The organism is Methylobacterium sp. E-005 (genome assembly GCF_022829725.1).
GTDB lineage: Bacteria > Pseudomonadota > Alphaproteobacteria > Rhizobiales > Beijerinckiaceae > Methylobacterium.
On record NZ_JAKSYG010000256.1, the window covers coordinates 59,280 to 83,191 of the forward strand.

Here is a 23,912-nt window from a genome sequence, read left to right on the forward strand (position 1 = left end):
CATCAGACCTTGTTGACCGCGGCGCGGCCGAGCAGGCCGTCGGGGCGCAGGGTGAGGGCCAGGATAATCACCGAGAACACCACGAGCTGCGTGTAGGTCGAGCCCAGGGTCGCGGTGACGCCGGCCTCGACGAGGCCGTAGAGCAGCCCCGCTAGGATCACCCCGGTGGCGGAGCCGATGCCGCCGAGGATCGCCACCGCGAAGGCCTTGATGCCGAACAGCGTGCCGAGCTCGGCCGAGACCGAGAACAGCGGCGCGATCAGCAGGCCCGCGATGCCGGCCAGCACCGCCGAGAGCGCGAAGGCGCAGGCCACGGTGCGGCGCACGTCGATCCCCATCAGGCGGGCGGCGTCGGCGTTCTGCGCCACGGCGAGCAGGACGCGGCCGAGATCGGTCCGGCGGAACACCGTGCGGATCGCGAAGGCGAGCGCGATCCCGACCACCGGGATCACGAGCTGCAGCGGGTAGATGCCGGTCCCCAGGATCTCCACCGGCTTCGTGGCCAGCGGCGAGGGCAGGCTGCGCGGCTCCTTGCCGAAGGTGAACAGCATGGTGTTGTCGAGGACGATGCCGCCCGCCACCGTCGCCAGGAGCCACGCATCCGAGCCGCGGGCCACGAACGGGCGGACCAGCGCCCGCTCGACCACAAGGCCGAACAGGGCGCAGCCGGCGAGCGCCAGGACGATCGCGGCCGGCATCGGCCAGCCGAGGGTGACGCCGAGCGCGTAGGCGAGGACCGCGCCCAGGGTGACGACGCTCCCCTGCGCGAAATTCACGGTCCCCGACACCGCGTAGGTCACGTGGAAGCCCAGGGCCACGAGCCCGTACATGCTGCCGAGGCCGAGGCCGAGGCCGCTGACGAGGATGGAGGTCAGCATCGCCGGGCTCAGTTGGTCACCGCGACGATCTCACCGTCCTTGAAGCGGGTGAACACGTAATCGTTCGGTCCCAGGGCGTCGTGCCGGCCGGGGGCGAAGGGCGTGTCGTAGGTTTTGATCAGGCCCGGATAGGTGCCGATCTTGTAGAAGCCGTCGCGCACCTTCGGGCCCTCCGTGGATCCGGCGGCCTGGATGGCGAGCGCCAGCAGGTGCGTCGCGTCGTAGGCGTTGGCGATGCCGACCGCGGGGGTAACGTCGGCCATCGACTTGATCGCCGGGTACTTGGCCTTGAGCGCGTCGAGCACCGCGCTCGCCTTGGGCGACGCGTTGCCCGCGAAGGTGAAGGTCTGGATGAAGTGGACCTTGCCGGCGCTCGGGCCGGCGAGCTCGCCGAAGCGCCCGCCCGCGGGCCCCCAGTGCGAGACGACCGGCACCGACCAACCCATACGGTCCAGCGACTTCACCACCTGGGCCGAGGGGCCGACATTGCCGACGAGGAACAGCGCGTCGGCGCCGGCCTCCTTCAGCCGGGACAGCTGGGGCACCATGTCGACGTCGTTGGCCTCGTACTTCTCGATGCCCGCCGCCGGGAGGTTGGCCGCCTGCAGGGCGTCCTTGAGGCCCTTCTGGTTCGACTCGCCCCAGGCGTTGTTGACGAGGATCATCCCGGGCTTCTTCGCCCCGTAGGTCTTCACCGCGTAGGCGACCAGCGCCTCGTCGACGAGGGCGTCGACCGCCGAGACCCGGAAGGCGTAGTTGTCGGCGGCGCCGTTGCGGGTGATGCCGGTGCCGGCCGCCCAGGGGCCGATGAACGGCACCTTCATCTGGTTGGCGATCGGCACGATCGCCATCGACACCGGCGTGTCGAGGCCGCCGACCACCGCGACGACCCCGACCCGCTGGATCAACTCGCGGGTCGCCAGCACGCCCTTCGAGGGGTTGGCCTCGTCGTCCCGGGCCACGAGCTCCAGCGGGCGACCCAGGACGCCGCCCTTGGCGTTGATCTCGTCGATGGCGAGCCCGATCCCGCGGGAGATCGCCTCGCCGGATTTCGCGGACTGGCCGCTCAGGGCCGTCACCAAGCCGATCTTGACGGTGTCGGCCGCCTGCGCGGTCGATATCGCGAGGCCGAACAGGGCGCTCGTCGTCACCGCGAAGCGGCGCAGGGTCGGGGGCAGGAAGGAGGCCATGGCGTGTCTCCGAGGGCGGGGCGCAACCTGCCGAGCGCAACCTCCATGCCACTGGAATTTTTCGACTCGGCCGTTTCACGTACCGGTGGCTGTGTCCCCAGAGGCATCCTGTGCTCAATCCATAGCCAAAGTGCATACACTTCCTGCATGCACAGGCGCAGGTTTTGCGTCACTTTGAGCGGACAGGAGGCCCGCCATGACCGACGTGATCCACGATGCGGCGACCGCCCGCGACGCCGCCAACGTCACCGCCTATCTGGAAGCCTCGATGGTCCCGGATCCCGAGACGGCCGCCCGCTACATGGCGCCGGGCACCCCGATCGTGTTCACCGGCGCCCGGGTGTTCCACCACCCGTCCGAGGTCACGGCCTTCAATGCCGGGCGCTACGCCTGGGTGAAGAAGCGGATGGAGCGGCTGGACGTGGTGCCGGGCGACGGCGTCACCACGGTCTACAGCCTCGGCACCCTGTACGGCGCGTGGCCGGACGGCACCCCGTTCGAGGGCAACCGCTACGTCGACCGCTTCACCGTGCGCGACGGGCTGATCGTCGGCATGGAGGTCTGGAACGACAGCGCCGAGCGCCTCCTGACCAAGCACGGTCTCGAGGCCTGACGCCGCGCGCTCAGGCCCCGCCGCCCGCGACGTAGGGCGCCAGCAGGCGCGCGAGATCGCGCTCGCGCGGGGCCGGGGGCACGATCCGCGCCCGCTCGGCGACCGCGTCGAGGTGGTGATCCATCAGCGCGGCGGCGCGCTCGGCATCGCCCGCGACCAGGGCGGCGACGATATCGCGGTGCTCGCTCACGGCGCAGTCCGAGGAATGCGGCCGGCTGTAGAGGGACAGGATCAGGGCGCAGCGATAGCCGAGTTCCGCGACGTAGCGGGTCAGCACGGCGCTGCCGGTCATCTCGGCGAGCATCAGGTGGAATTCCGTGGCGAGCCGGATCGACAGCGCCTCGGGCCCGCCCCGGGCGGCCTCCTCGCGGGCGATCTGGTCCAGCAGGCCCTGGCGCTGCTCCGGGCTGAGCTGCCCGGCGAGGCGGCGGACCACGAGCCGCTCCAGGCCGAGGCGCACGTCGAAGGTGTCACGCGCCTCCTCCCAGCTCGGCGTCGCCACGGTGGCGATGCGGTTGCGGCGCAGGTCGACCAAGCCTTCCCCGGCCAGCCGCAGCAGGGCCTGCCGCGCGATGGTGCGGCTGACCCCGAACCGCTCGCCCAGGGCATCCTCCGGCAGACGGTCGCCAGGGGCGAGCGCCCGTTCCACGATGGCCCGTCGGAGGGCTTGGCAGATGGTGCCCACGCGATCCCCATCATCGCGAGCCTTCATCGACGTCCCGGACTTGGCGCCACCGTCCCTGGGGATTGGTCGGTCATGTTCCTCTCCGGGTCGCGATCCGCTCCGGCGGCTCGGACGGGTGTCCAGGCGCTGTCTGCCGAAGCAGACCTGCCGGTGCAACGGTCACGCCAGCCGTTTCAGTCACGCTCGGACAGCATCCGCCTGTCTGGCCGACCTTAGACAGAGCCGGCGGGCAGCGTCGAGCCAGCATCCGCCCTCACCAAACGCCCGCCTGAACATCTCAGATGGGTGGACTTGCGAAGCTCTGTTTTGGCGCTGAAGCTCAGGAAGTAAGTGTCGTGTTGAGCTACGAGACTGTGAAGTTCCGCGCTACCGACGAGGCAAACAATTGTGGAATGGCATTCACCAAGCCCATGGCTTTGATCCGCCGTTTAGCCCGTCGCCAGCTGGGCAGCCGTGATGGCAGCCCGGGGCCAATACCGACAGTGGTGCTCCACGCACGAGCAGAACCGTGCGCGCCAAGTCACTGCTCGTCTGGTGACCACTCGGGGCTGTAGCCCCCGAGGGCCGGGTGATACATCTCGTCACCGGAATGCTGCGTGAACTCCACGTTGAGGCGATCCTCGCTCAGGCCGAGGATCTCGACGCAGTGGGCGCACAGCGCCTTGGCGACCTCCATCCGCAACTCGGCCGAGCGTCCCTTGCGGATGTCCAGCATCATCACGGAGACCGGCACCGGCTCGCCGCCGGCCTCCGGTATCCGCCACACGCCGCCCTCGCCGAGTTCGCGGATGGCGACACTGATCCGCCGGATGTCGACCGACATCATCTCCGCGTAAGTCTGGCTCATCTGCGCCGCGAGGCGCTTTTTGGACGCTACGCAATGAGGACCGATCACGTCGAGCTGAAGGTACGGCATGGATGTTCCCCAAGGTTCAGGCAGCGTTCGCCGTCGTGAGCCCGTAGCGCGCCGAGGGCTTGGCGCGCCGAGGGCTTGGCGTTGTTGAACTTGGCGGCGATCGCCCGGCGACCCTCTCCCAAGCGCGTCCAGTCGGCCGCGTCCTGCAGGCCCGGGATGGTGACGAGCTCGCCCTGATCGAGACCGGCCATAGCCGCATCGACCAGATCGGCCGCCGACATGGTGATCGCGGACGTCTTCGTCGAGTAGCCGGCGACATCCCAGAACTCGGTGGCCGTCGCGCCGCCCTGCACGTCTGCTTTCAGGCGAAGAACGAGCGAGACTAACGGTCCGGCTTGGGTCGGTAGGACCCCGTCCGCTTTCCCGGCGGACAGTCTCGGAAGCGGACCAGCCGCTTTCGGCCATTTCCAGCCCGCTGGAATGTGCCTCTGAATGACCGGGGTGGGTGGATTTCCGTCGATCCGCTCTTGAACGAGAGTTCCAAGAAGCAGACGCCGTCGCGCCCCTCCACGATCCTCTTCGCACACCCGAGGCATGCGCTCTGCGATTGGGCCACGAAGTCGACCCAGGCTGACCTCTGCGAATTGCAATCGAAGACGCGGCTCGCCTGTTGGTGCGTCTGGCCTCACCCGCTTCGCTTCACCCATACGCGTTCCGCGACGCGCCGCGGCGCATTTAAGGTGCCCTTAAGCTGAGGAGCGCGGAGACCCTGCGCCGGCCTCTAGGGCTCCGGCTCAGCGGACCTTTCGATTCGATGCCTCAACACACCACGTTATCGTCTCCGAGCCGCCGCGGCCTCCTGTCGGCCGCCGCCCTCGGCGGGATGGGCCTGCTCGCCGGCCGAGCTCGCGCCGACACCTTCGATTTCCATGTCCCGGGCGGCCCGAGCACCCGGCCCATGACCACGACCTATCCCGAGAAGGGGCGCATGATCGTCCAGCGTACCCGGCCGCCTTGGCTGGAGACGCCGTTCGATGTCTTCGACACCGGCGTGTTCACCCCGAACGACCAGCACTTCGTCAGCTGGCACTGGGCCACCTTCCCGACCCACGTTGACACCGGCAGCTTCGCCTTAAAGGTCCACGGCCTTGTCGAGCGGCCGCAGGCGCTGTCGCTGCGTGAGCTGATTTACGACCTGCCGCGCTTCGAGATCGCGGCGGTCAGCCAGTGCGCCGGCAATTCGCGTCTCTATGCGCAGCCCCGGGTCGCGGGTGCCCAATGGGCGAACGGCTCCATGAGCAACGCTCTCTATGCCGGTGTGCGCCTGAAGGATGTCCTTGATCGGGCCGGCGTGAAGGGCGGGGCCACCCATGTGCAGTTCGGCGGCCTCGATGAACCGATGCTGCCTGACGCACCGAAATTCGTGAAGGCCCTGGACATCGATCACGCCCGCGACGGCGAGGTCATGCTGGCCTTCGCGATGAACGGCCAGCAACTGCCGATGCTGAACGGCTTCCCGCTCAAGCTCATCGTCCCCGGCTGGTCGGCCGTCTACTGGATCAAGATGCTCGACGATATCGAGGTGACAGACCACCCCGACCCCAGCGTCTGGACCACGCGGAGCTACCGCGTGCCGGACACGCCCAATCACACGGTCGAGCCCGGACAGAAGGGTTTCGGCATGGTCCCGATCACCCGGAACCTGCCCCGCTCCTTCGTGACCAACCTCAAGCCGGGCGACAGCGTCCCGGTCGGGGCGCCGCAACCGGTGCGCGGCATCGCCTTCGGGGGCGACCGCGGGGTCGCCGCGGTGGACCTGTCGCTCGATGGCGGAAGGACCTGGCAGCCCACGACCCTGGGCAGGGATGAGGGCACCTACAGCTTCCGGCAATGGCAGGCCACGATCAGCCTTCCGGCTCGCGGGGCGCACACCGTGATGGCCCGCTGCACCAACGCCGACCGGGTGGTGCAGCCGATGCGGCGCGTCTGGAACCCGGGGGGCTACATGTCCAACCAGGTCGAGACCCTCGACCTCGTGGCGGCCTGAGAGGTGAGCGCGACCATGTCCCGATCCCTCCGCACCGCCCTGCTGGCCGGCCTGCTTGCCGGCTCGGCGCCGGCCCTCGCCGCCGCGCCGCTGGAGCTTCGCCCGACGCCCGAGGTCGACTTGCCCTTCGGCGACGATATCGGTTTCCCCGCCGGGCCGGGCTCCGACGTCATCGCGTCGAACTGCACGGCTTGCCACTCCGCCGACCACACCCTGAACCAGCCCGCCCTCTCCCGGGAGGAGTGGCATGCGGTCGTCGACAAGATGATCACCGCCTACAAGGCTCCGATCACGCCGGAGGATGCGCGGGTGATCGTCGACTACCTCGCGCGGGTCAAAGGCGAGCCGTAGCGGGCGGGGCACGCCTGGCGAGCCCGGGGCCGAAGATCGCGCTCGCCTTGAGGCCGGGGCCGCCGTCCCGTCCGTCGAGGAGCAGGCGGGCGCCGGATTGCTCCAGCGCCATGGTGACAATTGAGAGGCCGAGGCCGCTGCCGAGCTTCGCCCGCCGGCTGCCGCGCACGAAGCGACGGATCACCAGGGCGCGCTCCGCCTCGGCAATGCCGGGTCCCTCGTCGGTGATCGACAGGGTGGCGCTTCCATCCGCGCCGAGCGCGGCGTCCCAGGCGATCGCCCCTTCCGGCGGGGTGATCAACAGGGCGTTCTCCATCAGGTTGCGCATGGCGAGGTCGAACAGATCCTCGTCCATCTGGATCTCGAGCGCGGTGAGGGCGGGCGCGAAGGCGACGCGCTCCGGCTTCGGCACGCTGCCCATCCCGGCGAGCAGATCGCGCAGGCGCTCCTCCACGGGAATCCAGGCGATGGCGGCCGGGCGCCCGCCGCTGTCGAGGCGCGAGACCGTCAGGAGTTGCTCGACGAGGCGTGCCGACTGATCGACCGCGCGCAGGGTCTGGGCGAGGGCGGCGTCCCGCATGGCGGCCCCGGGCGCCTGCATGGCCACCTGCACCTGTGTCTTCAGGCCGGCCAGCGGCGTCCGCAACTCGTGCGCCGCATAGGCCAGGAAGGTACGCTCGTGTTCGCGCGCAGCCGCGACCTTACCGAACAGGCGGTTCAGCGCATCGACCAGCGGTCGGATCTCCGACGGCATTCGGCCGGTCTCAACCTGCTCCAGGTTGTCGGCATCCCGGGCGGCGAGATCGCGGGTCGCGCGGTTCAGCGGCCGCAGGCCCCGGCCGACGCTGAGCCAGATGAGCGGCGCCAGGATCGGCAGGACGCAACCGGCGGTGAGCAGCAGGCTTTCGACGAGGCCGTGCTCCAGTTGCCGCCGCTGTCCGAGATTGTCGCCCACGAGGATGCGGAAGCCCTTGGCCGGGTCGGACAGGGCGTAGACACGCCAAGCTTGACCCTCGACCACGCGGTTCGAGAACCCTTCGTGCTGGTCCGACAAGACCGGATCCGGCGACCCGTCCGAGGCGCCGATCAGGCGCCCGTCCAGGGACCAGATCTGGCAGCTGAGGTGACGGTCGTAGCTCACCACCCGCGCAAGGGCGTCGCCGTCTCCGCCCACCTGCCGTGCGGCCCCCGCCCGGGCCGGCGTGAACAAGCTGTCGACCATGCGGGCCGCCTCCATCAGGCGGCGGTCGAGGATGCTCTCGAACTGGGCGCGGCTGTCGACATAGGTCCAGGCGATGGCGGCGAGCCAGACCAGCCCGGTTGCCGTGACCAGGGTCACGAACAGGCGCATGCGCAGAGAGTTCACGCACGGTCCTCCCGGATGCGGTAGCCGAGGCCGCGCACGGTCTCGACCGCGTCCCGTCCGATCTTGGCGCGCAGATTGTGGACATGGACTTCGAGCGCGTTGCTGCCGATCTCCTCGTTCCAGCCGTAGAGGCGGGCTTCCAGCTGGCTTCGGGACAACACACGGCCGGGCCGCTCGAACAGCGCCTCCAGCAACGCGAACTCGCGGCGCGAAAGGTTGAGCGCGACGCCCGCCCGCGCGACCAAACGGCTGCTCAAGTCAATCGTGAGGTCGCGCCACGCGAAGGTTGCAGAGGCGCGTCCGGCCGCCCGCCGGATCATGACACGAAGCCGGGCTGCGAGCTCGCCCAGGTCGAACGGTTTGCCCATGTAGTCGTCCGCTCCGCGGTCGAGCCCGGCGATCCGGTCGGCAACGGCGTCGATCGCGGTGAGGACCATGACCGGTGTGGCGTCGTCCCGCGCGCGGATGTGGCTCAACACGTCCAGTCCGGAGCCGTCGGGCAGCATCAGATCCAAGATCGCCGCGCTGTAATGCGTCGCATCGAAGATCGATACCGCGTCCCCGCATGTGGCAACGCAGTCCGCGGTCATGCCATGCAACGACAAGCCTGAGACCAGACCGTCCGACAGCACGGGGTCATCTTCGAGAACGAGGATGCGCACAGAACGTTCGCTTCAGGGTTGCGCATGTGCCGCGATCGCGCCGAAGTACCACGCTAGCGGCGGCTTGGGGCAACTTTGTGGGCCCCGTCCGCGGCGGGCGGCTATCGGCTAGGGCCGATCGTTAGCCGGACGGGCAACGAGACGGATGTCCGCTTCCGTGGTGTCGCCATGACCGGCTTCTGCGACCGGGTTGGGTCGAGGCTGTGTCAAAAGTCCCTTCTGAGATAGACTTGTCGCTTCATCTGCGGAGGCCAGCATGGGTCGGTTCGTCGAAGGGCAGGACCGTCGGCAGTCCTGGGTGCTGCCCGTTTGCTTCCGACCGGCGGATGTCTCGAGGCGGACATCTCCACGGGGACTGCTTACGGCCTCGCCGCACCTTCGAGCAGCTTGTCCCAAGGTGTCGGGGATGGGAACACACGACCAAGGAAGGCCAAAAAAGCTTTCACGTTTGGATTGCCGCGTCGGCTCTCCGGCCACAGCGCCGTGAACACGGAACGCTCGGTGGCGAAGCTCTGCAGGACTGGCACTAACGCGCCTCGCTCGACGTAGGATGCGACGACATACGTCGGCGAGATGCCAATGCCGCCGCCGGCCACTAGAATAGCCGCGACCGCATCGCTGAAGTCGGTGACGATGCCGGCGTTCGGCGTGCGTTCAACCATGCGGCCACCGATCCGGAATGGCCAGCGCAGGGCCTGGCCCGTGCTCTGGAAGCGGAAGTTCACGCAGTCATGGTGGATCAAGTCGTCCGGATGCTGCGGCGTCCCGCGCCGCTTCAGGTAGGCCGGTGACGCAAAGGCACAGAGCCGGTGTGGTGCGAGACGCCGGGAGAGCAAGCGGGAATCGGCGAGTTCACCCACTCGGATCGCCACGTCGATACCCTCCTCGATGAGGTCGGCGAAGCGGTCCCCGAGGCGCAGGTCGATGGACAGCTTCGGGTGGCGCTCGCGGAAGCCCGGCAGGGCTGGCGCAAGCAGATGCACGCCGATGGGGAACGGTGCCGTCACCTTCAGGACGCCAGCCGGTTCTGAGCGCGCTGCCACAGCAGCCTGCTCGATCGACTCTGCCTCGTGCAGCAGGCGCAGTGCCCGTTCGTGCAGGTTACGCCCCTCCGGCGTCAGCGTCAGCGAGCGGGTTGTGCGTGTGAACAGGCTCAAGCCCAGCCGTTCCTCCAGCCGCTGCACGCTCTTGCTCACCGCCGAGGGCGAGATGCCGAGGGAGCGTGCAGCGGCCGTGTAGCTGCCGAGCGAGGCAGAACGGGCGAAGGCGATGATGCCCGTGAGGCGGTCGAGGCCGATCTGTTCCATGACGGCACAATTGAACCGCCAAAGGGCCCAATTATCAAGCTCCAAGCCATGACCCATTCTTCTCCCACAGGCACCGCGGCGGGGCCGAGAAGGATCATCGTCATGGGCAGCATTCTTCAGGACCGCATGGTCGTCATCTTCGGTGGCACCTCGGGCATTGGCCTCGCGGCCGCCCAGCAGGCGACGGCGGCAGGCGCCAAAGTCATTGTGGTCGGCTTCAATGCCGAGGGCGCCGAGCGCGTCGCGACGGAGAATGCGTTTGCCGGTTGGCGTGCGGCGGACGTGACCCGGCCCGACACCATCGCGGTCGCGCTGGCCGACATCCCGAAGGTCGATCACCTCGTCCTGCTCGCTGGCACCTTCGTGGCCGGCAAGATCCTGGAAGCCGAGGTCGATTACCTGAAGCGGGCCTTTGACGAGCGGATCTGGGCTGCGGTCCACACCCTGCGGGCCCTCGGCGACCGCTTGGCGAAGGACGGATCGGTCACCTTCATCTCCGGCGCGTTGGCCGACCGACCCAGCGCCCAGGGCACCGCGGTGCTGGCCGCCGCCTCTGCCGCGATGGAGGCATTTGCCCGCGGTCTTGTGCTGAAGATGGCGCCGGTGCGGGTGAATACCTTGTCTCCCGGCACCACCGACACACCGCTGCTGGCCCGCACGCTTGGCGCCCACCGCGATGCCTACGTCGCCGCGCTGACCGAGAAGCTGCCGCAGGGGCGCCTGGGCACGGCTGACGAGGCCGGTGCGGCGGTCGTCTTCCTCATGACCAACGGCTTCATGAACGGCGAGACGCTGCACGTCGATGGCGGCTCACGCCTCGTCTGATCAGCCCGGGCCGCGAGCGTACTCATGGCCGTCCTCTTCGATCCCCTCCGGCCCGGCGCCATCGCGATGGGCAAGGCGCCGGTCTGGGGCTTCTATCCAGACTCCTGGACCTGCGCTCCACCCGCGGCCGGCACGGCACGTCGGAAAACGTCGCGGCTGTCGCCTGTCCGTCCGGGCTGGAGGCATCCTACGTCACGGGCGCCACGCTCGCCATCAACGGTGGCCGCGCGGCTGGACCGCGGCAGGTCCCGTTCATGCAAGCATCGTCGTCGGACGCCAAGCCCTCTCCCCACTGAACCGGAGACCACCATGCCCTACGTCACCACAGCCGACGGCGCAGACATCTTCTACAAGGATTGGGGGCCGAAGGAGGCCCAGCCCATCGTGTTCCATCACGGCTGGCCGCTCTCGTCCGACGATTGGGACGCACAGGCCCTATTCTTCCTCGGGCACGGCTATCGCGTGGTCGCGCACGACCGCCGCGGGCATGGACGCTCTGCGCAGACCTGGGACGGGCATGACATGGATCATTACGCGGCCGACGCGGCTGCGGTGGTCGAGCACCTCGACCTCCGGGACGCGGTCCATGTCGGCCACTCGACCGGCGGCGGCGAGGTCGCCCGCTACGTCGCGCGGCACGGCGAGCCCGCAGGGCGGGTCGCCAAGGCGGTGCTGGTCTCGGCCGTGCCACCTCTCATGGTCAGGACGGACAGCAATCCGGGCGGACTGCCGCTGGAGGTATTCGACGGGTTGCGCAAGGCGCTCGCCGACAACCGCGCACAGTTCTTCCTTGACCTACCGAGCGGGCCTTTTTACGGTTTCAACCGGCCGGGCGCGACGACGCTCTCCGGCGTCGTCCAGAATTGGTGGCGCCAGGGTATGATGGGTGGTGCCAAGGCCCACTACGAAGGCATCAGGGCCTTCTCGGAAACCGACCAGACCGAGGACCTCAGGGCAATCGGCGTGCCGACGCTCGTGCTCCATGGGGAAGACGACCAGATCGTACCGATCGACAACGCCGGCCGCCTCTCAGCCAGGATTTTACAAAACGCCACGCTCAAGACCTACCCGGGCTTCTCGCACGGCATGCTGACCGTCAACGCCGAGGTCCTGAACGCGGACCTGTTGGCCTTCGTGCAGTCCTGAACGCTCCAGCTAAAGAGGAACATCCTATGCCTGAGTCCCCGATGACGGCCGCGGATGCGGCGGAGCCGGACTACGAATACCTCCTGAGGTCGAATCTGGAACGGGTTTTCAACGAGCGTGACCCGGTCAGGCGCGCGGCCGCACTGGACGAACTCTACGTGGCCGAGCCGGTCATGTACGAGCCGACCAACGTCGTGCGAGGGCGTGCTGCCATCGCTGACGTCGCCGGCAAGCTGCTGGAACAGTTTGGGCCGACCTTCCGGTTCACGCCCGTCGGCACCGCTTTGGGGCACCACGGGCTGGGTTCGCTGCAATGGCAAGCGGGCCCGAATGGCGGCGCCATCGTCGTCACGGGAGCAGACGTGGCCGAAGTCGTGAATGGCAGGATCGCGCGCCTATGGGTCTTGCTCGACCAGCCGGCGAGTTAGACGTGGCATCCGACGGAAGCCCGCCGAACCGTAAGCACCGGACGACCGACGAATGGCCGCTTTCAGGAAGTGGCACCACGAGTCCACGCGTCCGAGTTGGGTCGCATGCCGTAGAACCGCTTGGGGTGGATTTCCGTCGATCCGCTTTCGAGCAGTGCCAGCATCGACGCGGACATAGCCGAAGGACCGGCCACGATCCGTCGCGGACGAATGGGCCGTTTGCCGCTAGACCATCCCTCATGACGGAACACACAGGCATCCACGTACGGCGCGCCGATCATGTCGGCTTCGCGGTCGCTTCCCTCGACGAGGCGCTTCGGTTCTGGGTCGATGGGCTCGGCGCGCGGCTTATGCGGACGGGCGAGATGGGGGGAGAGTTCCTTGGTCAGGTGACCGGAGCGCATGGGGCGACGGTGCGCATGGCAATCGTTTCGCTGCCGGACCAGACGATCGAACTCTTGGAGTATCAGGGTCCGGAGCGACCAAGCGAGCCAGCCAAGCCGTTCGACCCTGGCTTCGCGCATCTGGCCCTTGTAGTGGATGACATCGACGCGCTTCTGGTGCGGATCGCCGTCTACGGCTGGAAGGCGCAAGGCATTCCGCAGCCGATCGCGAGCGGCGCGCGGGCTGGAACGCGGGTGATCTACGCCGTTGGTCCTGACGGCGCGACGATCGAGTTTATGCAGCCGCCAGCTACCGCCCAAGATCGCTGATCCCGCCAGGCAGCGGACCGCTTGCCACAAGGAGCCCAAGTCGCCGGATGAACGTCGAGGGGCTGCCTGTGGGAAGCCTACAGGGCGATGCAGGCGTCCGGGTTGGGTTGGTAGCGGTAGCGAGCTGCCGTGCCGGTCTACCGGAACGGGTTGTTGTCAGTTGTCGGCTTCACCCCCTGGAGCATCCGGTACAAAGTCCACTCCTCGACGATTTTCTTGCCGGGGAGGTAGCAGAGGCCGATCTCACCTCCATCAGAAAGCTTCGCGGTCACCGCTACGCCAGAAGGACGTGATCGGCGAGGGGGAGCCAATTCCGGAAGGGCAGGGACTCTCGGGCATCCTGCTAAACGGCCGGCGCTGGGCGAACGGGCTCACCGGGTCCGTCCTCGCCGCCGACTTGGTGGTGCGGAAGGCCACGACGAAGACCGGTGCCTTTGTCGCGCACGATCTCAAGCTCTGCCCGCTGGTGCTGCCCCTGCTGGACCGCGTGCCAGTTGATCGCAGGGTCGGGCCGGTCATCCTCGATGAGCCCGCAGGTCGGCCCTACGCCGCGTCAGCCTACGGGCGTGAATGGCGGATCGTAGCTCGGGCGGCCGGCGTGCCGGATCACGTCCGGAACATGGACGCGCGGGCCGGGGCGATCACGGAAGCCGAAGATAAGGGGGCCGACCTCGACCACATCCGGTCGGCGGCGGCTCACACATAGATTTCGACGACGCAGCGCTACTCGCGCGGCGCAGTCGGAAAATCGCGGACGGTGGCGGAGCCGAGGTTCGCCCATCGGGCCGCGAAGAACGGGGCCTGAACAGCCCATAGGGAACGCGACGGGGAACGTGGGGAACGCGAGATCAGCGGCAGACTGTCAGAAAGGCTGATGCTTGAGCGAGTTAGTTGGAGCGGGCGATCGGGATCGAACCGACGACATTCAGCTTGGGAAGCTGACGTTCTACCACTGAACTACGCCCGCGGACATAAACCGCGTCCGACACAGCCAAAGCGGTTCAACCGCTCAGCCTGAAACCGGAGCATTCATGCTCGGGCATGATCTAACAGCCGGACCACGGCGGCGTCAAACGGATCATCTGCGCTTTTCAGCGTCAGTCTTCGCACGGGTACGGCGCCGTCAGATCCCCCGGTTACGGACCCGATCAGGCCACGCGCGACACGCTGCCGGTCTGCGGGCGGTGGGTCTCGCGGGCGGAGTCGTAGGCTCGGTTCCGGAGGGCCGTCTCACTGGGCAATTGATCGATCACGGTGCCGGAGGATCGATCGACGACCTGGAAGACGATGGTGCTCGTATCGGGATCCTGGATGTAACGCGCCTTTCCGTTGGTCGTGCCGATATCGAGCTTCACCGCAGGTTCCAACGGCGTGGAACTCGCGGCGGAGTCGGAGGCCTGTTGCGTGTCGGCCGTGGCGGCCGGAGCGGCTGTGGCTCCGAGGGCGTCCAGGCCCTGCGGTCCCGGGGACGGGGCCGCCAGCGGGCGGATCTCCATGGCTGATCTCCTGCGATCCTGTGATCGGAGGATTGAGTCGCGAGTCTGCCTAAGCGTCTCTTAACGCTGGCAGCCCATCCACCGGATGTCGGAGGCCGATCCGGCGTGGCCTGAACAGTCCGTTACCGCATCGACACAAATCTTTGCTGTTCTCGCATCCGCGGCGCAGAACGGTTGCGTCCGCCATTTGACGGGGTCGCCGGATGCGCCGGTTCTGCGCGGTCATGATGATCATGACGTCGTCGCTCGCGGCGGCGGAGGATGGCGGCATGGCGGCGAGTCGGAGCCGCTTCATCGCGCAGTACCGGTGTGCGCTGGCGGCGCGCCTGGAAGAGATGCATCGGCGCGGTCCGGTCGAAGAGTCGCGCGGCCGCTTCATCATCCTCGCGCTGCGCGACGAGCCCCAGCGCTACGTTCAGTGCCTCTTCCACGACCGCGACACGCGCATGTTGTGCGAGGCTTCGTCGGGCGCCTACGGCCCGACCGGCAAGGGCCGCCTGCACCTGGAGCCAGCCGCCCGGTCGGCTCTGCGGGCGCTCGGCTATGTCCAGGCCAGCCCGCGCGAGAGCTTCGCCCGCGAGGTCGAGCTCGGGGATCCGCCGGATGTCGCCATCGCGGCGGAACTGATGCTGGCGGCGCTGCATGACGGACATGGCGCCCGCCCGGGATCCGCGATGAAAGTCTCGGTCCCACCCGGCGACGATCCGGACGCCGCCTGCGGCACGCCCACATCCTGATCGGACCGGGCGTGCCGCGTGCTCACTCCGCGGCGTCGACGTAGAGCTTCCCGCCCTCGGCCAGGAATTCCTGCGACTTCGCCCTCATGCCGGCCTCGGCCTCGGCCTTCGACATCGCGGGCGCCGCGCCCACGACCTCGCCGGCTTCTTCCATCGCCAGCACCTCGGCGCGCAGGTCCTGCGTGATCTTCATCGAGCAGAATTTCGGCCCGCACATCGAGCAGAAATGGGCGACCTTGTGGGCATCCTTCGGCAGGGTCTCGTCGTGGTAGCGACGGGCCGTATCCGGATCGAGGCCCAGGTTGAACTGGTCCTCCCAGCGGAAGTCGAACCGGGCGCGGCTGAGCGCATCGTCGCGCAGCTGCGCGGCCGGGTGGCCCTTGGCGAGGTCGGCGGCGTGGGCGGCGATCTTGTAGGTGATGACGCCGGTCTTCACGTCGTCCCGGTCGGGGAGCCCCAGATGCTCCTTCGGGGTGACGTAGCAGAGCATCGCGGTGCCGAACCAGCCGATCATGGCGGCGCCGATGCCGGAGGTGATGTGGTCGTAGCCCGGGGCGATGTCGGTGGTCAGCGGGCCGAGGGTGTAGAACGGCGCCTCGCCGCACTCCTTCAGCTGCTTCTCCATGTTGACCTTGATCTTGTGCATCGGCACGTGGCCGGGGCCCTCGATCATCACCTGGCAGCCCTTGTCCCAGGCGACCTTGGTCAGCTCGCCCAGCGTCTCCAGCTCGCCGAACTGCGCCGCGTCGTTGGCATCGGCGATCGAGCCGGGGCGCAGGCCGTCGCCCAGGGAGAACGAGACGTCGTAGGCCCGCATGATGTCGCAGATCTCGTCGAACCGCTCGTAGAGGAACGATTCCCGGTGCCCGGCGAGGCACCAGCGCGCCATGATCGAGCCGCCGCGCGAGACGATGCCTGTGACGCGCCGTGCGGTCAGCGGCACGTGGGCGAGGCGCACGCCGGCATGGATCGTGAAGTAGTCGATGCCCTGCTCGGCCTGCTCGATCAACGTGTCCTTGAACACCTCCCAGTCGAGCTTCAGCGGGTCGCCGCCGACCTTCTCGAGCGCCTGGTAGATCGGCACCGTGCCGATCGGGACCGGGCTGTTGCGGATGATCCATGAGCGGATGTTGTGGATGTTGCGGCCGGTCGACAGGTCCATGACCGTGTCGGCACCCCAGCGGATCGACCAGACCAGCTTCTCGACCTCGTCGGCCGCCGATGAGGTGACGGCCGAGTTGCCGATATTGGCGTTGATCTTGACCAGAAAGTTCCGGCCGATCGCCATCGGCTCCAGCTCGGTGTGATTGATGTTGGCCGGAATGATTGCCCGGCCCCGGGCGATCTCGTCGCGGACGAATTCGGGGGTGATGAAGGGCGGCACCGCGGCGCCGAAGCTCTGGCCGTCGGCAAGCGCGGCTTCGGCACCCGCCAGCATCTGCTCGCGGCAGGCATTCTCCCTGTGGGCGACGTAGATCATCTCCTCGGTGATGATCCCCGCCCGGGCGAACTCGTACTGCGTCACCATCTGGCCCGGAGCGGCCTTGCGGATCATCCGCTCGGCGGGGCAGGGGGCCACGAGCTTGTCGCCGGCGAAACCGTTATCCTCGGGCTTGACCGCCCGGGGCTCGACGGTCGCGTAGCCGCGGGCCGCGATCCAGGGCTCGCGCACGCCGGGCAGGCCGGCATTGAGGTCGATGCGCGCATCGGTCTCGGTATAGGGGCCCGACGGGTCGTAGACCCGCACCGGTGCCTCCTTGGGATCGGAGAGGGCGATCTCGCGATAGGGCACGCGGATGTCCGGCCGCCCGGCCGGGCTCGCATAGACCTTGCGCGATCCGGTGACCGGACCGGTGGTCACGGCCTCGGGGTTGCCTGTCACGTCCTTGGGGCGAACGGGTGCATTCATCGTGGGCCTCTCCTCGCTCTGGAGCGGTCCGGTCCACGCGTTGGGTGAGATGAGAGAGCCGGCCGCGATACACGCAGCCGCAGGTTCCCGTCCCTCCGCCGGTATGAGCCGGATCAGGTTCAAGGGTCAGGGCCGGATGCCCAATCTCAGCCCCCTGCGGGGCCCCCCTCGGAACGATTCAAGACTCACGGTTGCTGCGGGCTTTGTCAATGCTGCGCGCAGATCCCGGACGACATCCGCGCACGGAGGTCTGAAGGCGTTCGAAGCCGTACCCAATTGCAAGATCGGCGGAAGCGGTCCTAGGGAGGGCCTTCACGTGCCGCTTCCTCCCGCCGATCCGAATGCGCCTTCTCGCCGGCCTCGCGCTCGCGGTGCTCCTCCTGTACGGGCTGGCGCTCATCGCGCTCGCCTTGGGACAACGCCGATTCCTGTATCCCGGCGCCTATCGGCCGCCGCCGCTGGCGCCGGTGCCGCCGGGTGTCGAGCGGATCACGATCGCCACCGCGGACGGCGAAACCCTTCACGCTTTGTGGCGCGCCCCACGGTCGGGTTGCGGCGTCGTGATCACCTTCCACGGCAATGGTGGCCGTCCGGAACCGCACGCCGCGCGCTTCTCGGCCGATCCCTGGCGCGCGGCCGGCTGGGGCGTGCTGGCCCCCGCCTATCGCGGGTATCCCGGCTCGACCGGCAGCCCCAGCGAGTCGGGGCTGATCCGCGACGGCGTCGCGGCTGTGGCGGAGGCCGCGGCGCGGGCGCCGGGGGCTCCGATCCTGCTGCACGGTCATTCCCTCGGTGCCGCCGTGGCGGTCGCGGTGGCGGAGCGGGACTCCGCGATCGGGCTCTACCTGGAGGCGCCGTTCGACTCGATGACCCACACGGTGCGGCTGCATGCCCCGCTGGTACCACCCTGGCTCCTGCGCGACACTTTCCGCTCGGATCTGCGCATCCGCACCGGGACGGCGCCGGTGCTGATCGTGCAGGGCCGCGACGATCCGGTAGTGCCGGCCAAGCTCGCTCAGGCGCTCGCCGCCGCGGCCGGGTCCCGGGCTCGGATCGAACTGGTGCCGGGCAATCACGTCTCCATCCTGGGCCTCAGGGATCGCGAGGCGGCGGTGTGGTTCGGCGCGGGCGTTGGCGGCGGCTGCGCCCCGGCCGAGACGGCGGGGTAACGGGTGGATGGGGGAGGGTGAGCGTGGTTGGACGGCGGTCCCAGCGCTGGAGCGCCGATGATCCCGATGAGCTGGGCGGCGCCCGGCGGGTCGATCCGGTCTGCCCGCTCTGCGAGCGTCCGATCCCACCCCGCGCGCGCTCCAGCCTCCACCATCTGACGCCCAAGCTGAAGGGTGGCACCCATCACGGCACCGTGCGGCTGCACCAGATCTGCCACTCGGCCATCCACGCCCGCTACAGCGAGGCCGAGATCGCGAACCGGCTCGCCGACGTGGAGGCCCTGCGGACCGATCCGGAGATCGCCCGATTTCTCGCCTGGGTGCGCGGCAAGCCCGATGATTTTCACGCCGCCACGCGCATGACCCGCGACCGGCGGGCATCGAGACGTAAAGTCTGAGCGGCGGGTATTTACTGACTCTTCGCCACGTCGGCAGAACGATGTCAGTTCGAACCTTGCCGTCAACCAGAACGGGTCCAGGATCATCCCAGTATCGGGGATACGATAATGGCCGACACTGGGGACACGCGGGATCGACTGGCCTGGGTCGATATCGCCAAGGGGATCTGCATCCTCCTGGTCGTGATGATGCATTCCGTGACGGGTACGGGTGACGCCATGGGCGGGGAGGGCTTCCTCCACCCGGTGGTCGCCTTCGCGAAGCCGTTCCGGATCCCGGATTTCTTCCTGCTGTCGGGCCTCTTCATGGGACGGGTGATCGACCGCGACTGGCGCCTGTTCTCGGACCGCCGCGTGGTCCACTTCGCCTACTTCTACCTGCTGTGGCTGGTGATCCAGTCGGCGGCCCGGTACGGTAAGATCGTGGGCGATGGCGGCCCGGCGGCGTTCGCAGCCCATCTCGCGCATGCCCTGATCGAGCCCTATTCCAGTCTGTGGTTCATCTACCTTTTGGCGGTGTTCTCGGTGGTGACCAAGGCATTGCGCCGCGTGCCGGGCGTTGTGCTGCTGGCCGCGGCCGCGCTGCTGCAGATCGCCGACATCCGCAGTGATTCCACCCTGATCGAGGAATTCTGTGCCCGCTACGTCTTCTTCGTCGCCGGGTATCTGTTCGCGGCCCGGATCTTCCCCCTCGCCGACATGGCCCGTCGCCACGTCGGGCCAGCGCTCGGCGGCCTCGCCCTCTGGGCCGTCCTCGAAGGGTGGCTGGCGCTGACGCCGGCGGGCAACACAGCCCATCCGACCCTGGCGAGCCTGCCGCTGGTGAGCCTCGCCCTCGGCGCGGCCGGCGCGCTGGCGATCGTGGTGGCGGCAGCCCTGATCGGCCGGACCGGCGGCCCCGCGGCGGACGCGATCCGCGCCTGCGGCCGGCGCTCGATCGTCATCTATCTCGCGTTCTCGCTGCCGATGGCGGCGACGCGGGAGATCCTCATCCGCACCGGGATCATCGCCGATATCGGCGCCGTGAGCCTCATCGTGATGGTCGTCGCGGTGCTGGTTCCGCTCGCCCTGGAGTGGCTCGTGCGCGGCACGCCCCTGAACATCCTGTTCGTCCGGCCCGCCCGCTGCCACCTCGCGCCGGCGCATGGGCTGGCCCGTCTGGCCGTCCCGGCCACCTGATGGACCGGCTCAGCCTTCGAACGCGATGCCGATCCGACGGCTTCGCCGCCATGCGACGGTGGCAGGGCGCGGATCGCCCCCCGCCGTGAGCCGCAGCGGGAATCGATCCGGCACCGGCTGATCGTCCTCCATTTCGATCTGGGCACCCGTGTCGGTCGCGTCCCAGACGAGGCAGTTCACCTCCCCGTCGGCGAGCAGCAGGGAGCCGAACGTGAAGGCGTTCCGGCGGAACGTGCCGCGGCGGTCCTCCGTCATGAGCCTCTCCATCGGTCGCATCCGCCCGCGGAAACGGGTTTTGCCGTCCGAGACCCTGCGGGAGGGCCGTTAACAGGCTGAATACGAATGCCGAGCTCTGCAGTCCAGCAGAGATCAATAATCGTCGCGATAGTCTCTGTAGCGCCGTGGCGCGGGCCGGTCATAATCGTCATCGTAGGGGCGACGCACCGGCGGGCGATCGTAATCACAGTCGTCGTCGCGATCGTCGCGGTAATCGTCGCGGCGGCGGTTATAGCCATCGTCCCGGTAGCGGTCGTTCGATCCGCCTGCGGTGATGCGCGGTGCGTACCAGCAGCTCTTCGGCTGGCCCGGGGCCGGATCGCCGAAGGTTTGGGCGTTGCAGGCGATCACGCCGCCCTGCGGGAACGGCCGGCCGTTGGTGCGGCCGGGGACGCCGAAATAGACGTTGGTGGGATAGGGCATCCGGCAGACACCCCCCTCCTGCGCGCAGGCGATCAGGTTCACCGTGTCGAGCTGATACCCGTATGCGGCGGTGAGCCCGATCAGGCTCATCCCCAACGTGCCGGCCGCGATGGCCGCGACGATCCGATTCTGCACGTCCCCGATTCCCCCGTGATGCGCGATGCGGGGGCCGAATAATCCGGATGGCGGCTTCCGGCCAGCGGCTGCGCTCGCTATGGCCTCGCCCGACGGGATCGATCGCGCCGCGGGGGTGGATCGATCGGCAGGAGGACGTCGCGCGCTGGTCGCCGCTGGACCGCGTCGTGTCGGGAGGGTCGAGTGAGAGATTCGTCCGCGCATGAGCTGTTGCTGCTCAGCGCCTTGCAGGAATGCCGGATCGACCTTGCGGCGGCGCGCAGGGACGAGGCCGAGCGGGCCGCCGTTCGGGGGGAACTGGCGGCTGCCTTGCAGCGCGAGGCGGCTCTGAACGCCGAGATCGTCCTGGAGCGGGAGCGGGCGGAGGCGGTCCGTCTCGTCCTCCAGGCGCTGCTGATGAGCCTCCGGCGATTCGGCCTGCGCCGCCGTCTCTTCCTATCCCGTATCGCCCGGCTGGGCCGGGAAACGCCGGATTCCGGCCCGCAATCGGCCCGGCACGCGGTGATGCTGAGCGAGGCGCGTCGGGTCATGGGTGTGGCGCATCCGCCGGACCCGGCACCCGGGCCCGAGAGGTTGACGCCGTCTTAACGGATTGGCGAGCCTTCTCGTCCAGCTTCACCCCGATGCGGTCACAAACGGATTCGACAAGGCGGCTTCATGGCTGTCGTCGTCCTGTCCTGTATCGGGGCCGAAGCCGCAGCATGAAGCGTGCGAAGACCGTGCAGTATCGCCTGGGGGGCACCCGGGGGGCGCACCGGTCCGGATCAATCGAAGACGGGATGCATGGCCGAGGGACGAGGCAAGGGTCAGGGCAACGGTCGGGGCAGGGTTGAGCCGAATTTCGACGTGCCGGAAGGGCGCGCGCGGGATCGCGGCGACCTCGACTTGCGCCTGTCCCGCGACGACCGTCCCGGATCAGGAGAACGCGTGGCGAAGCGAGCAGGTGGACCGGCGCGCGCGCCGGCCAAGGCGTCGGCACGTTCGACGGGCGCGGGCCGGAAGCGGCGGCGGCGCTCGTGGTTCGGCCGGATCGTCTACGGCACGGTGGTGCTCGGCCTCTGGGCCGTCATCGGGCTCGCCGGGCTCATCGCCTATCATGCCTCGCAGCTTCCGCCGATCGACCAGCTCTCGGTTCCGAAGCGGCCGCCCAACATCGCGATCCTCGCGAGTGACGGCACGCTGCTCGCCAACCGTGGCGAGACCGGCGGACGGGTGGTCTCGATCAAGGAATTGCCGCCCTACCTCCCGCGGGCCTTCGTGGCGATCGAGGACCGGCGATTCTATCAGCATTTCGGTGTCGATCCGGTCGGCATCCTGCGGGCCGTCGGCCAGAATGTGACCCGGCGCGGGGTCGCGCAGGGCGGCTCGACGCTCACCCAGCAGCTCGCCAAGAACCTGTTCCTGACTCCGGAACGCTCGGCCTCGCGCAAGATCCAGGAGGCGATCCTCGCCCTCTGGCTGGAGCACAAATACACGAAGGACGAGATCCTCGAACTCTACCTGAACCGCGTCTATTTCGGCGCCGGCGCCTACGGCGTCGAGGCGGCCGCGCAGCGTTACTTCGGCAAGCCCGCCAGGGAGGTGTCGCTCGCGCAGGCCGCGATGCTGGGCGGTCTCGTCCAGGCGCCCTCGCGGCTCGCCCCGAACCGCAACCTGCCGGCCGCCCAGGCCCGCGCCGCGCAGGTGCTCGCCGCCATGCAGGAACTCGGCTTCGCCTCGGCGCAGGACGTGAAGGTGGCGCTCGGTCAGCCGGCCAGGCCCGCCAACGCCCGGGGCGGCGGCTCGGCCAACTACGTCGCCGACCTCGTGATGGACGTGCTCGACGATTACGTCGGCAAGTTCGATAGCGACATCACGGTTCAGACCACGGTCGACACCAGCCTGCAGGCCGCCGCCGAACGGACCCTGACCGAGGAGCTGAACGCCAAGGGCGCCCGCTTCAATGTCGGCCAGGGCGCGCTGGTCTCGATGCGCCCGGACGGGGCGATCCGCGCGTTGATCGGCGGGCGCGACTACGCACAGAGCCAGTTCAACCGCGCCACGACGGCCAAGCGCCAGCCCGGCTCCTCGTTCAAGCCGTTCGTATACCTGACCGCGGTCGAGCATGGCGCCACCCCCGACACGGTGCGCGACGACGCGCCGATCCGCATCGGGAATTGGGCGCCGGAAAATTACTCGCACCGCTACGAGGGCGCGGTCACCCTGCGCACGGCGCTCGCCCATTCCCTCAACACCGTGGCGGTGCGCCTGGGCCAGGAGGTCGGACCGAAGGCGGTGGTGCAGACCGCCCAGCGCCTTGGCATCACCTCGCCGCTCCAGGCCAACGGCTCGATCGCGCTGGGCACCTCGGAAGTCACGCTGCTGGAGATGGTCGGCGCCTACGGGGCCTTCGCCAACGGCGGCAACGGGGTGATCCCCTACGTGGTTACGGCCGTGAAGGGCCAGGACGGCAAGGTGCTCTACAAGCGCGCCGAGAGCGGGCTCGGGCGGGTCATGAGCGCCGATGCCGACGGCATGATGAACGCCATGATGCACGAGACCTTCGTCAGCGGAACTGCCAAGAAGGCCGACATCCCGGGTTGGGATCTCGCGGGCAAGACCGGCACGACCCAGGATTACCGGGACGCATGGTTCATCGGCTTCTCTGGCAGCCTCGTGACCGGGGTCTGGCTCGGCAACGACGACGGCGAGCTGACCAAGAAGGTGACGGGCGGCAACCTGCCGGCGGAGATCTGGAAGAGCTACATGACCCAGGCGCTCAAGGGTCAGAATCCGGTTCCGCTCCCGAACATCAACCGCTGGCGCAGGGCGCCGGAGACGACCGCCTCGGTGGCGAGCGCCGGGCAGGAGGCGCCGGGCGGGATCCTGGGCCAGATCCTCGGCGCGCCGGAGGCTCCCGCACCGCGCCCGGCCGCGGCGTCCCGGCGTGCTCCGAAGGATGATCGCAACTTCATCGAGAAGTTGTTCGGAATCGGGGATTAGGTGCAGGGGGCCCGGAGCGGCCGCGACGTGCGGCCGGGCCCCGAGGTTCATCAGCCCTCGATCCTGCCGATCGGTGGTGGCAGACACGCCAGCGATCATTGAATTGGCGCGCAGTACACTGCTTTCATTGACTGGTATACC

The 23,912-nt window shown here is 68.5% G+C and carries 27 protein-coding genes, 1 tRNA gene and 1 riboswitch; of the genes, 14 read left to right on the forward strand and 14 right to left on the reverse strand.

What is annotated here, in order from left to right; all coding sequences use genetic code 11:
* Positions 1 to 2: 2 nt before the first annotated feature.
* The gene (locus tag MKK88_RS31200; RefSeq protein ID WP_244007264.1) at positions 3 to 878 is read right to left on the reverse strand and encodes a branched-chain amino acid ABC transporter permease; all 876 of its coding nucleotides are present in this window, start codon (positions 876 to 878) and stop codon (positions 3 to 5) included.
* An 8-nt stretch (positions 879 to 886) separates the two neighbouring features.
* A complete protein-coding gene (locus tag MKK88_RS31205; RefSeq protein ID WP_244007266.1) occupies positions 887 to 2,068 on the reverse strand; it encodes an ABC transporter substrate-binding protein in 1,182 nt (393 codons plus the stop codon).
* A gap of 196 nt (positions 2,069 to 2,264) precedes the next feature.
* Between MKK88_RS31205 and MKK88_RS31210 the strand changes: the two genes are divergently transcribed.
* On the forward strand, positions 2,265 to 2,681 hold the full coding sequence (locus MKK88_RS31210) for a nuclear transport factor 2 family protein (RefSeq protein ID WP_244007268.1): 417 nt from the start codon (positions 2,265 to 2,267) through the stop codon (positions 2,679 to 2,681).
* A gap of 10 nt (positions 2,682 to 2,691) precedes the next feature.
* Here the strand turns inward: MKK88_RS31210 and MKK88_RS31215 are convergent, their stop codons facing one another.
* The 3 genes from MKK88_RS31215 to MKK88_RS31225 form a co-directional block, all read right to left on the reverse strand.
* Positions 2,692 to 3,393: a GntR family transcriptional regulator gene (locus MKK88_RS31215; protein WP_244007271.1), complete on the reverse strand. Its 702-nt coding sequence runs from the start codon at positions 3,391 to 3,393 to the stop codon at positions 2,692 to 2,694.
* Positions 3,394 to 3,886: 493 nt separating this feature from the next.
* The gene (locus tag MKK88_RS31220; protein WP_244007273.1) at positions 3,887 to 4,282 is read right to left on the reverse strand and encodes a tautomerase; all 396 of its coding nucleotides are present in this window, start codon (positions 4,280 to 4,282) and stop codon (positions 3,887 to 3,889) included.
* The gene (locus MKK88_RS31225) at positions 4,258 to 4,575 is read right to left on the reverse strand and encodes a hypothetical protein (protein WP_244007275.1); all 318 of its coding nucleotides are present in this window, start codon (positions 4,573 to 4,575) and stop codon (positions 4,258 to 4,260) included. Before MKK88_RS31225 ends, MKK88_RS31220 begins: the two co-directional genes overlap by 25 nt.
* A gap of 461 nt (positions 4,576 to 5,036) precedes the next feature.
* Here MKK88_RS31225 and MKK88_RS31230 point away from each other — a divergent pair, with 461 nt between their 5' ends.
* Together MKK88_RS31230 and MKK88_RS31235 are read left to right on the forward strand one after the other, a co-directional pair.
* Complete coding sequence (locus MKK88_RS31230; RefSeq protein WP_244007277.1) at positions 5,037 to 6,269, forward strand: molybdopterin-dependent oxidoreductase; 1,233 nt, start codon at positions 5,037 to 5,039, stop codon at positions 6,267 to 6,269.
* Between the two features lie 15 nt (positions 6,270 to 6,284).
* Positions 6,285 to 6,620 (forward strand): cytochrome c, encoded by a 336-nt coding sequence (locus tag MKK88_RS31235; RefSeq protein WP_244007279.1) that lies wholly within the window; start codon positions 6,285 to 6,287, stop codon positions 6,618 to 6,620.
* On the opposite strand, the gene MKK88_RS31240 is transcribed toward MKK88_RS31235, so the two are convergent.
* The 3 genes from MKK88_RS31240 to MKK88_RS31250 form a co-directional block, all read right to left on the reverse strand.
* Positions 6,604 to 7,986, reverse strand: coding sequence for a sensor histidine kinase N-terminal domain-containing protein (locus MKK88_RS31240; protein WP_244007281.1), 1,383 nt, complete (start codon positions 7,984 to 7,986; stop codon positions 6,604 to 6,606). The genes MKK88_RS31235 and MKK88_RS31240 overlap by 17 nt on opposite strands.
* Positions 7,983 to 8,648, reverse strand: coding sequence for a winged helix-turn-helix domain-containing protein (locus MKK88_RS31245; protein ID WP_160532851.1), 666 nt, complete (start codon positions 8,646 to 8,648; stop codon positions 7,983 to 7,985). The genes MKK88_RS31240 and MKK88_RS31245 overlap by 4 nt, the downstream gene beginning before the upstream one ends.
* A 359-nt stretch (positions 8,649 to 9,007) precedes the next feature.
* Positions 9,008 to 9,955, reverse strand: a complete 948-nt coding sequence (locus MKK88_RS31250; RefSeq protein ID WP_244007283.1) for a LysR family transcriptional regulator — start codon at positions 9,953 to 9,955, stop codon at positions 9,008 to 9,010.
* Positions 9,956 to 10,057: 102 nt separating this feature from the next.
* Here MKK88_RS31250 and MKK88_RS31255 point away from each other — a divergent pair, with 102 nt between their 5' ends.
* From MKK88_RS31255 to MKK88_RS31270, 4 genes are all read left to right on the forward strand, one after another.
* Positions 10,058 to 10,780: an SDR family oxidoreductase gene (locus tag MKK88_RS31255; RefSeq protein ID WP_244007285.1), complete on the forward strand. Its 723-nt coding sequence runs from the start codon at positions 10,058 to 10,060 to the stop codon at positions 10,778 to 10,780.
* Positions 10,781 to 11,089: 309 nt separating this feature from the next.
* Positions 11,090 to 11,926, forward strand: a complete 837-nt coding sequence (locus MKK88_RS31260; RefSeq protein WP_244007287.1) for an alpha/beta fold hydrolase — start codon at positions 11,090 to 11,092, stop codon at positions 11,924 to 11,926.
* 41 nt (positions 11,927 to 11,967) lie between these two features.
* Positions 11,968 to 12,354 (forward strand): nuclear transport factor 2 family protein, encoded by a 387-nt coding sequence (locus tag MKK88_RS31265; RefSeq protein WP_244007289.1) that lies wholly within the window; start codon positions 11,968 to 11,970, stop codon positions 12,352 to 12,354.
* Positions 12,355 to 12,593: 239 nt separating this feature from the next.
* Positions 12,594 to 13,067 (forward strand): VOC family protein, encoded by a 474-nt coding sequence (locus MKK88_RS31270; RefSeq protein WP_244007938.1) that lies wholly within the window; start codon positions 12,594 to 12,596, stop codon positions 13,065 to 13,067.
* A gap of 137 nt (positions 13,068 to 13,204) precedes the next feature.
* Here the strand turns inward: MKK88_RS31270 and MKK88_RS34355 are convergent, their stop codons facing one another.
* Positions 13,205 to 13,339 (reverse strand): DUF333 domain-containing protein, encoded by a 135-nt coding sequence (locus MKK88_RS34355; RefSeq protein ID WP_409566737.1) that lies wholly within the window; start codon positions 13,337 to 13,339, stop codon positions 13,205 to 13,207.
* Between the two features lie 17 nt (positions 13,340 to 13,356).
* Here MKK88_RS34355 and MKK88_RS31275 point away from each other — a divergent pair, with 17 nt between their 5' ends.
* Positions 13,357 to 13,773 (forward strand): hypothetical protein, encoded by a 417-nt coding sequence (locus MKK88_RS31275; protein WP_244007290.1) that lies wholly within the window; start codon positions 13,357 to 13,359, stop codon positions 13,771 to 13,773.
* Between the two features lie 186 nt (positions 13,774 to 13,959).
* Here the strand turns inward: MKK88_RS31275 and MKK88_RS31280 are convergent.
* Positions 13,960 to 14,034, reverse strand: a tRNA-Gly gene (locus tag MKK88_RS31280).
* A gap of 181 nt (positions 14,035 to 14,215) precedes the next feature.
* Entirely contained in the window at positions 14,216 to 14,563 is a 348-nt protein-coding gene (locus MKK88_RS31285) for a flagellar protein FlaG (RefSeq protein ID WP_244007292.1), read from the reverse strand.
* A 233-nt stretch (positions 14,564 to 14,796) separates the two neighbouring features.
* Here MKK88_RS31285 and MKK88_RS31290 point away from each other — a divergent pair, with 233 nt between their 5' ends.
* A complete protein-coding gene (locus MKK88_RS31290; protein WP_244007294.1) occupies positions 14,797 to 15,300 on the forward strand; it encodes a TY-Chap domain-containing protein in 504 nt (167 codons plus the stop codon).
* Positions 15,301 to 15,322: 22 nt separating this feature from the next.
* Here the strand turns inward: MKK88_RS31290 and thiC are convergent, their stop codons facing one another.
* Positions 15,323 to 17,209, reverse strand: coding sequence for a phosphomethylpyrimidine synthase ThiC (gene thiC, locus MKK88_RS31295; protein WP_244007296.1), 1,887 nt, complete (start codon positions 17,207 to 17,209; stop codon positions 15,323 to 15,325).
* 73 nt (positions 17,210 to 17,282) lie between these two features.
* A riboswitch (TPP riboswitch) is annotated at positions 17,283 to 17,388 on the reverse strand.
* Positions 17,389 to 17,550: 162 nt separating this feature from the next.
* On the opposite strand from thiC, the gene MKK88_RS31300 reads away from it, so the two are divergent.
* The 3 genes from MKK88_RS31300 (at position 17,551) to MKK88_RS31310 (ending at position 19,955) form a co-directional block, all read left to right on the forward strand.
* Positions 17,551 to 18,378, forward strand: coding sequence for an alpha/beta hydrolase (locus MKK88_RS31300; RefSeq protein ID WP_244007297.1), 828 nt, complete (start codon positions 17,551 to 17,553; stop codon positions 18,376 to 18,378).
* A 23-nt stretch (positions 18,379 to 18,401) separates the two neighbouring features.
* Positions 18,402 to 18,776, forward strand: coding sequence for an HNH endonuclease (locus MKK88_RS31305; RefSeq protein ID WP_244007299.1), 375 nt, complete (start codon positions 18,402 to 18,404; stop codon positions 18,774 to 18,776).
* A gap of 108 nt (positions 18,777 to 18,884) precedes the next feature.
* Positions 18,885 to 19,955: an acyltransferase family protein gene (locus tag MKK88_RS31310; protein ID WP_244007301.1), complete on the forward strand. Its 1,071-nt coding sequence runs from the start codon at positions 18,885 to 18,887 to the stop codon at positions 19,953 to 19,955.
* Positions 19,956 to 19,964: 9 nt separating this feature from the next.
* Here MKK88_RS31310 and MKK88_RS31315 read toward each other — a convergent pair whose 3' ends face one another.
* On the reverse strand, positions 19,965 to 20,210 hold the full coding sequence (locus MKK88_RS31315; RefSeq protein WP_244007303.1) for a PilZ domain-containing protein: 246 nt from the start codon (positions 20,208 to 20,210) through the stop codon (positions 19,965 to 19,967).
* 114 nt (positions 20,211 to 20,324) lie between these two features.
* On the reverse strand, positions 20,325 to 20,789 hold the full coding sequence (locus MKK88_RS31320) for a hypothetical protein (protein ID WP_244007305.1): 465 nt from the start codon (positions 20,787 to 20,789) through the stop codon (positions 20,325 to 20,327).
* A gap of 183 nt (positions 20,790 to 20,972) precedes the next feature.
* Between MKK88_RS31320 and MKK88_RS31325 the strand changes: the two genes are divergently transcribed.
* On the forward strand, positions 20,973 to 21,377 hold the full coding sequence (locus MKK88_RS31325) for an ATP-dependent helicase (RefSeq protein WP_244007306.1): 405 nt from the start codon (positions 20,973 to 20,975) through the stop codon (positions 21,375 to 21,377).
* A gap of 195 nt (positions 21,378 to 21,572) precedes the next feature.
* Positions 21,573 to 23,771, forward strand: coding sequence for a transglycosylase domain-containing protein (locus MKK88_RS31330; protein WP_244007308.1), 2,199 nt, complete (start codon positions 21,573 to 21,575; stop codon positions 23,769 to 23,771).
* Positions 23,772 to 23,912 lie beyond the last annotated feature (141 nt).

What these genes read in the sequence shown, in the direction of transcription:
- MKK88_RS31200 (WP_244007264.1), bottom strand. Translation starts at nt 878, where the DNA reads ATGCTGACCTCCATCCTCGTCAGCGGCCTCGGCCTCGGCCTCGGCAGC.
- MKK88_RS31205 (WP_244007266.1), bottom strand. Translation starts at nt 2,068, where the DNA reads ATGGCCTCCTTCCTGCCCCCGACCCTGCGCCGCTTCGCGGTGACGACG.
- MKK88_RS31210 (WP_244007268.1), top strand. Translation starts at nt 2,265, where the DNA reads ATGACCGACGTGATCCACGATGCGGCGACCGCCCGCGACGCCGCCAAC.
- MKK88_RS31215 (WP_244007271.1), bottom strand. Translation starts at nt 3,393, where the DNA reads ATGAAGGCTCGCGATGATGGGGATCGCGTGGGCACCATCTGCCAAGCC.
- MKK88_RS31220 (WP_244007273.1), bottom strand. Translation starts at nt 4,282, where the DNA reads ATGCCGTACCTTCAGCTCGACGTGATCGGTCCTCATTGCGTAGCGTCC.
- MKK88_RS31230 (WP_244007277.1), top strand. Translation starts at nt 5,037, where the DNA reads ATGCCTCAACACACCACGTTATCGTCTCCGAGCCGCCGCGGCCTCCTG.
- MKK88_RS31235 (WP_244007279.1), top strand. Translation starts at nt 6,285, where the DNA reads ATGTCCCGATCCCTCCGCACCGCCCTGCTGGCCGGCCTGCTTGCCGGC.
- MKK88_RS31250 (WP_244007283.1), bottom strand. Translation starts at nt 9,955, where the DNA reads ATGGAACAGATCGGCCTCGACCGCCTCACGGGCATCATCGCCTTCGCC.
- MKK88_RS31255 (WP_244007285.1), top strand. Translation starts at nt 10,058, where the DNA reads ATGGGCAGCATTCTTCAGGACCGCATGGTCGTCATCTTCGGTGGCACC.
- MKK88_RS31260 (WP_244007287.1), top strand. Translation starts at nt 11,090, where the DNA reads ATGCCCTACGTCACCACAGCCGACGGCGCAGACATCTTCTACAAGGAT.
- MKK88_RS31265 (WP_244007289.1), top strand. Translation starts at nt 11,968, where the DNA reads ATGACGGCCGCGGATGCGGCGGAGCCGGACTACGAATACCTCCTGAGG.
- MKK88_RS31270 (WP_244007938.1), top strand. Translation starts at nt 12,594, where the DNA reads ATGACGGAACACACAGGCATCCACGTACGGCGCGCCGATCATGTCGGC.
- MKK88_RS31285 (WP_244007292.1), bottom strand. Translation starts at nt 14,563, where the DNA reads ATGGAGATCCGCCCGCTGGCGGCCCCGTCCCCGGGACCGCAGGGCCTG.
- MKK88_RS31290 (WP_244007294.1), top strand. Translation starts at nt 14,797, where the DNA reads ATGACGTCGTCGCTCGCGGCGGCGGAGGATGGCGGCATGGCGGCGAGT.
- thiC (WP_244007296.1), bottom strand. Translation starts at nt 17,209, where the DNA reads ATGAATGCACCCGTTCGCCCCAAGGACGTGACAGGCAACCCCGAGGCC.
- MKK88_RS31300 (WP_244007297.1), top strand. Translation starts at nt 17,551, where the DNA reads ATGCGCCTTCTCGCCGGCCTCGCGCTCGCGGTGCTCCTCCTGTACGGG.
- MKK88_RS31310 (WP_244007301.1), top strand. Translation starts at nt 18,885, where the DNA reads ATGGCCGACACTGGGGACACGCGGGATCGACTGGCCTGGGTCGATATC.
- MKK88_RS31315 (WP_244007303.1), bottom strand. Translation starts at nt 20,210, where the DNA reads ATGACGGAGGACCGCCGCGGCACGTTCCGCCGGAACGCCTTCACGTTC.
- MKK88_RS31330 (WP_244007308.1), top strand. Translation starts at nt 21,573, where the DNA reads ATGGCCGAGGGACGAGGCAAGGGTCAGGGCAACGGTCGGGGCAGGGTT.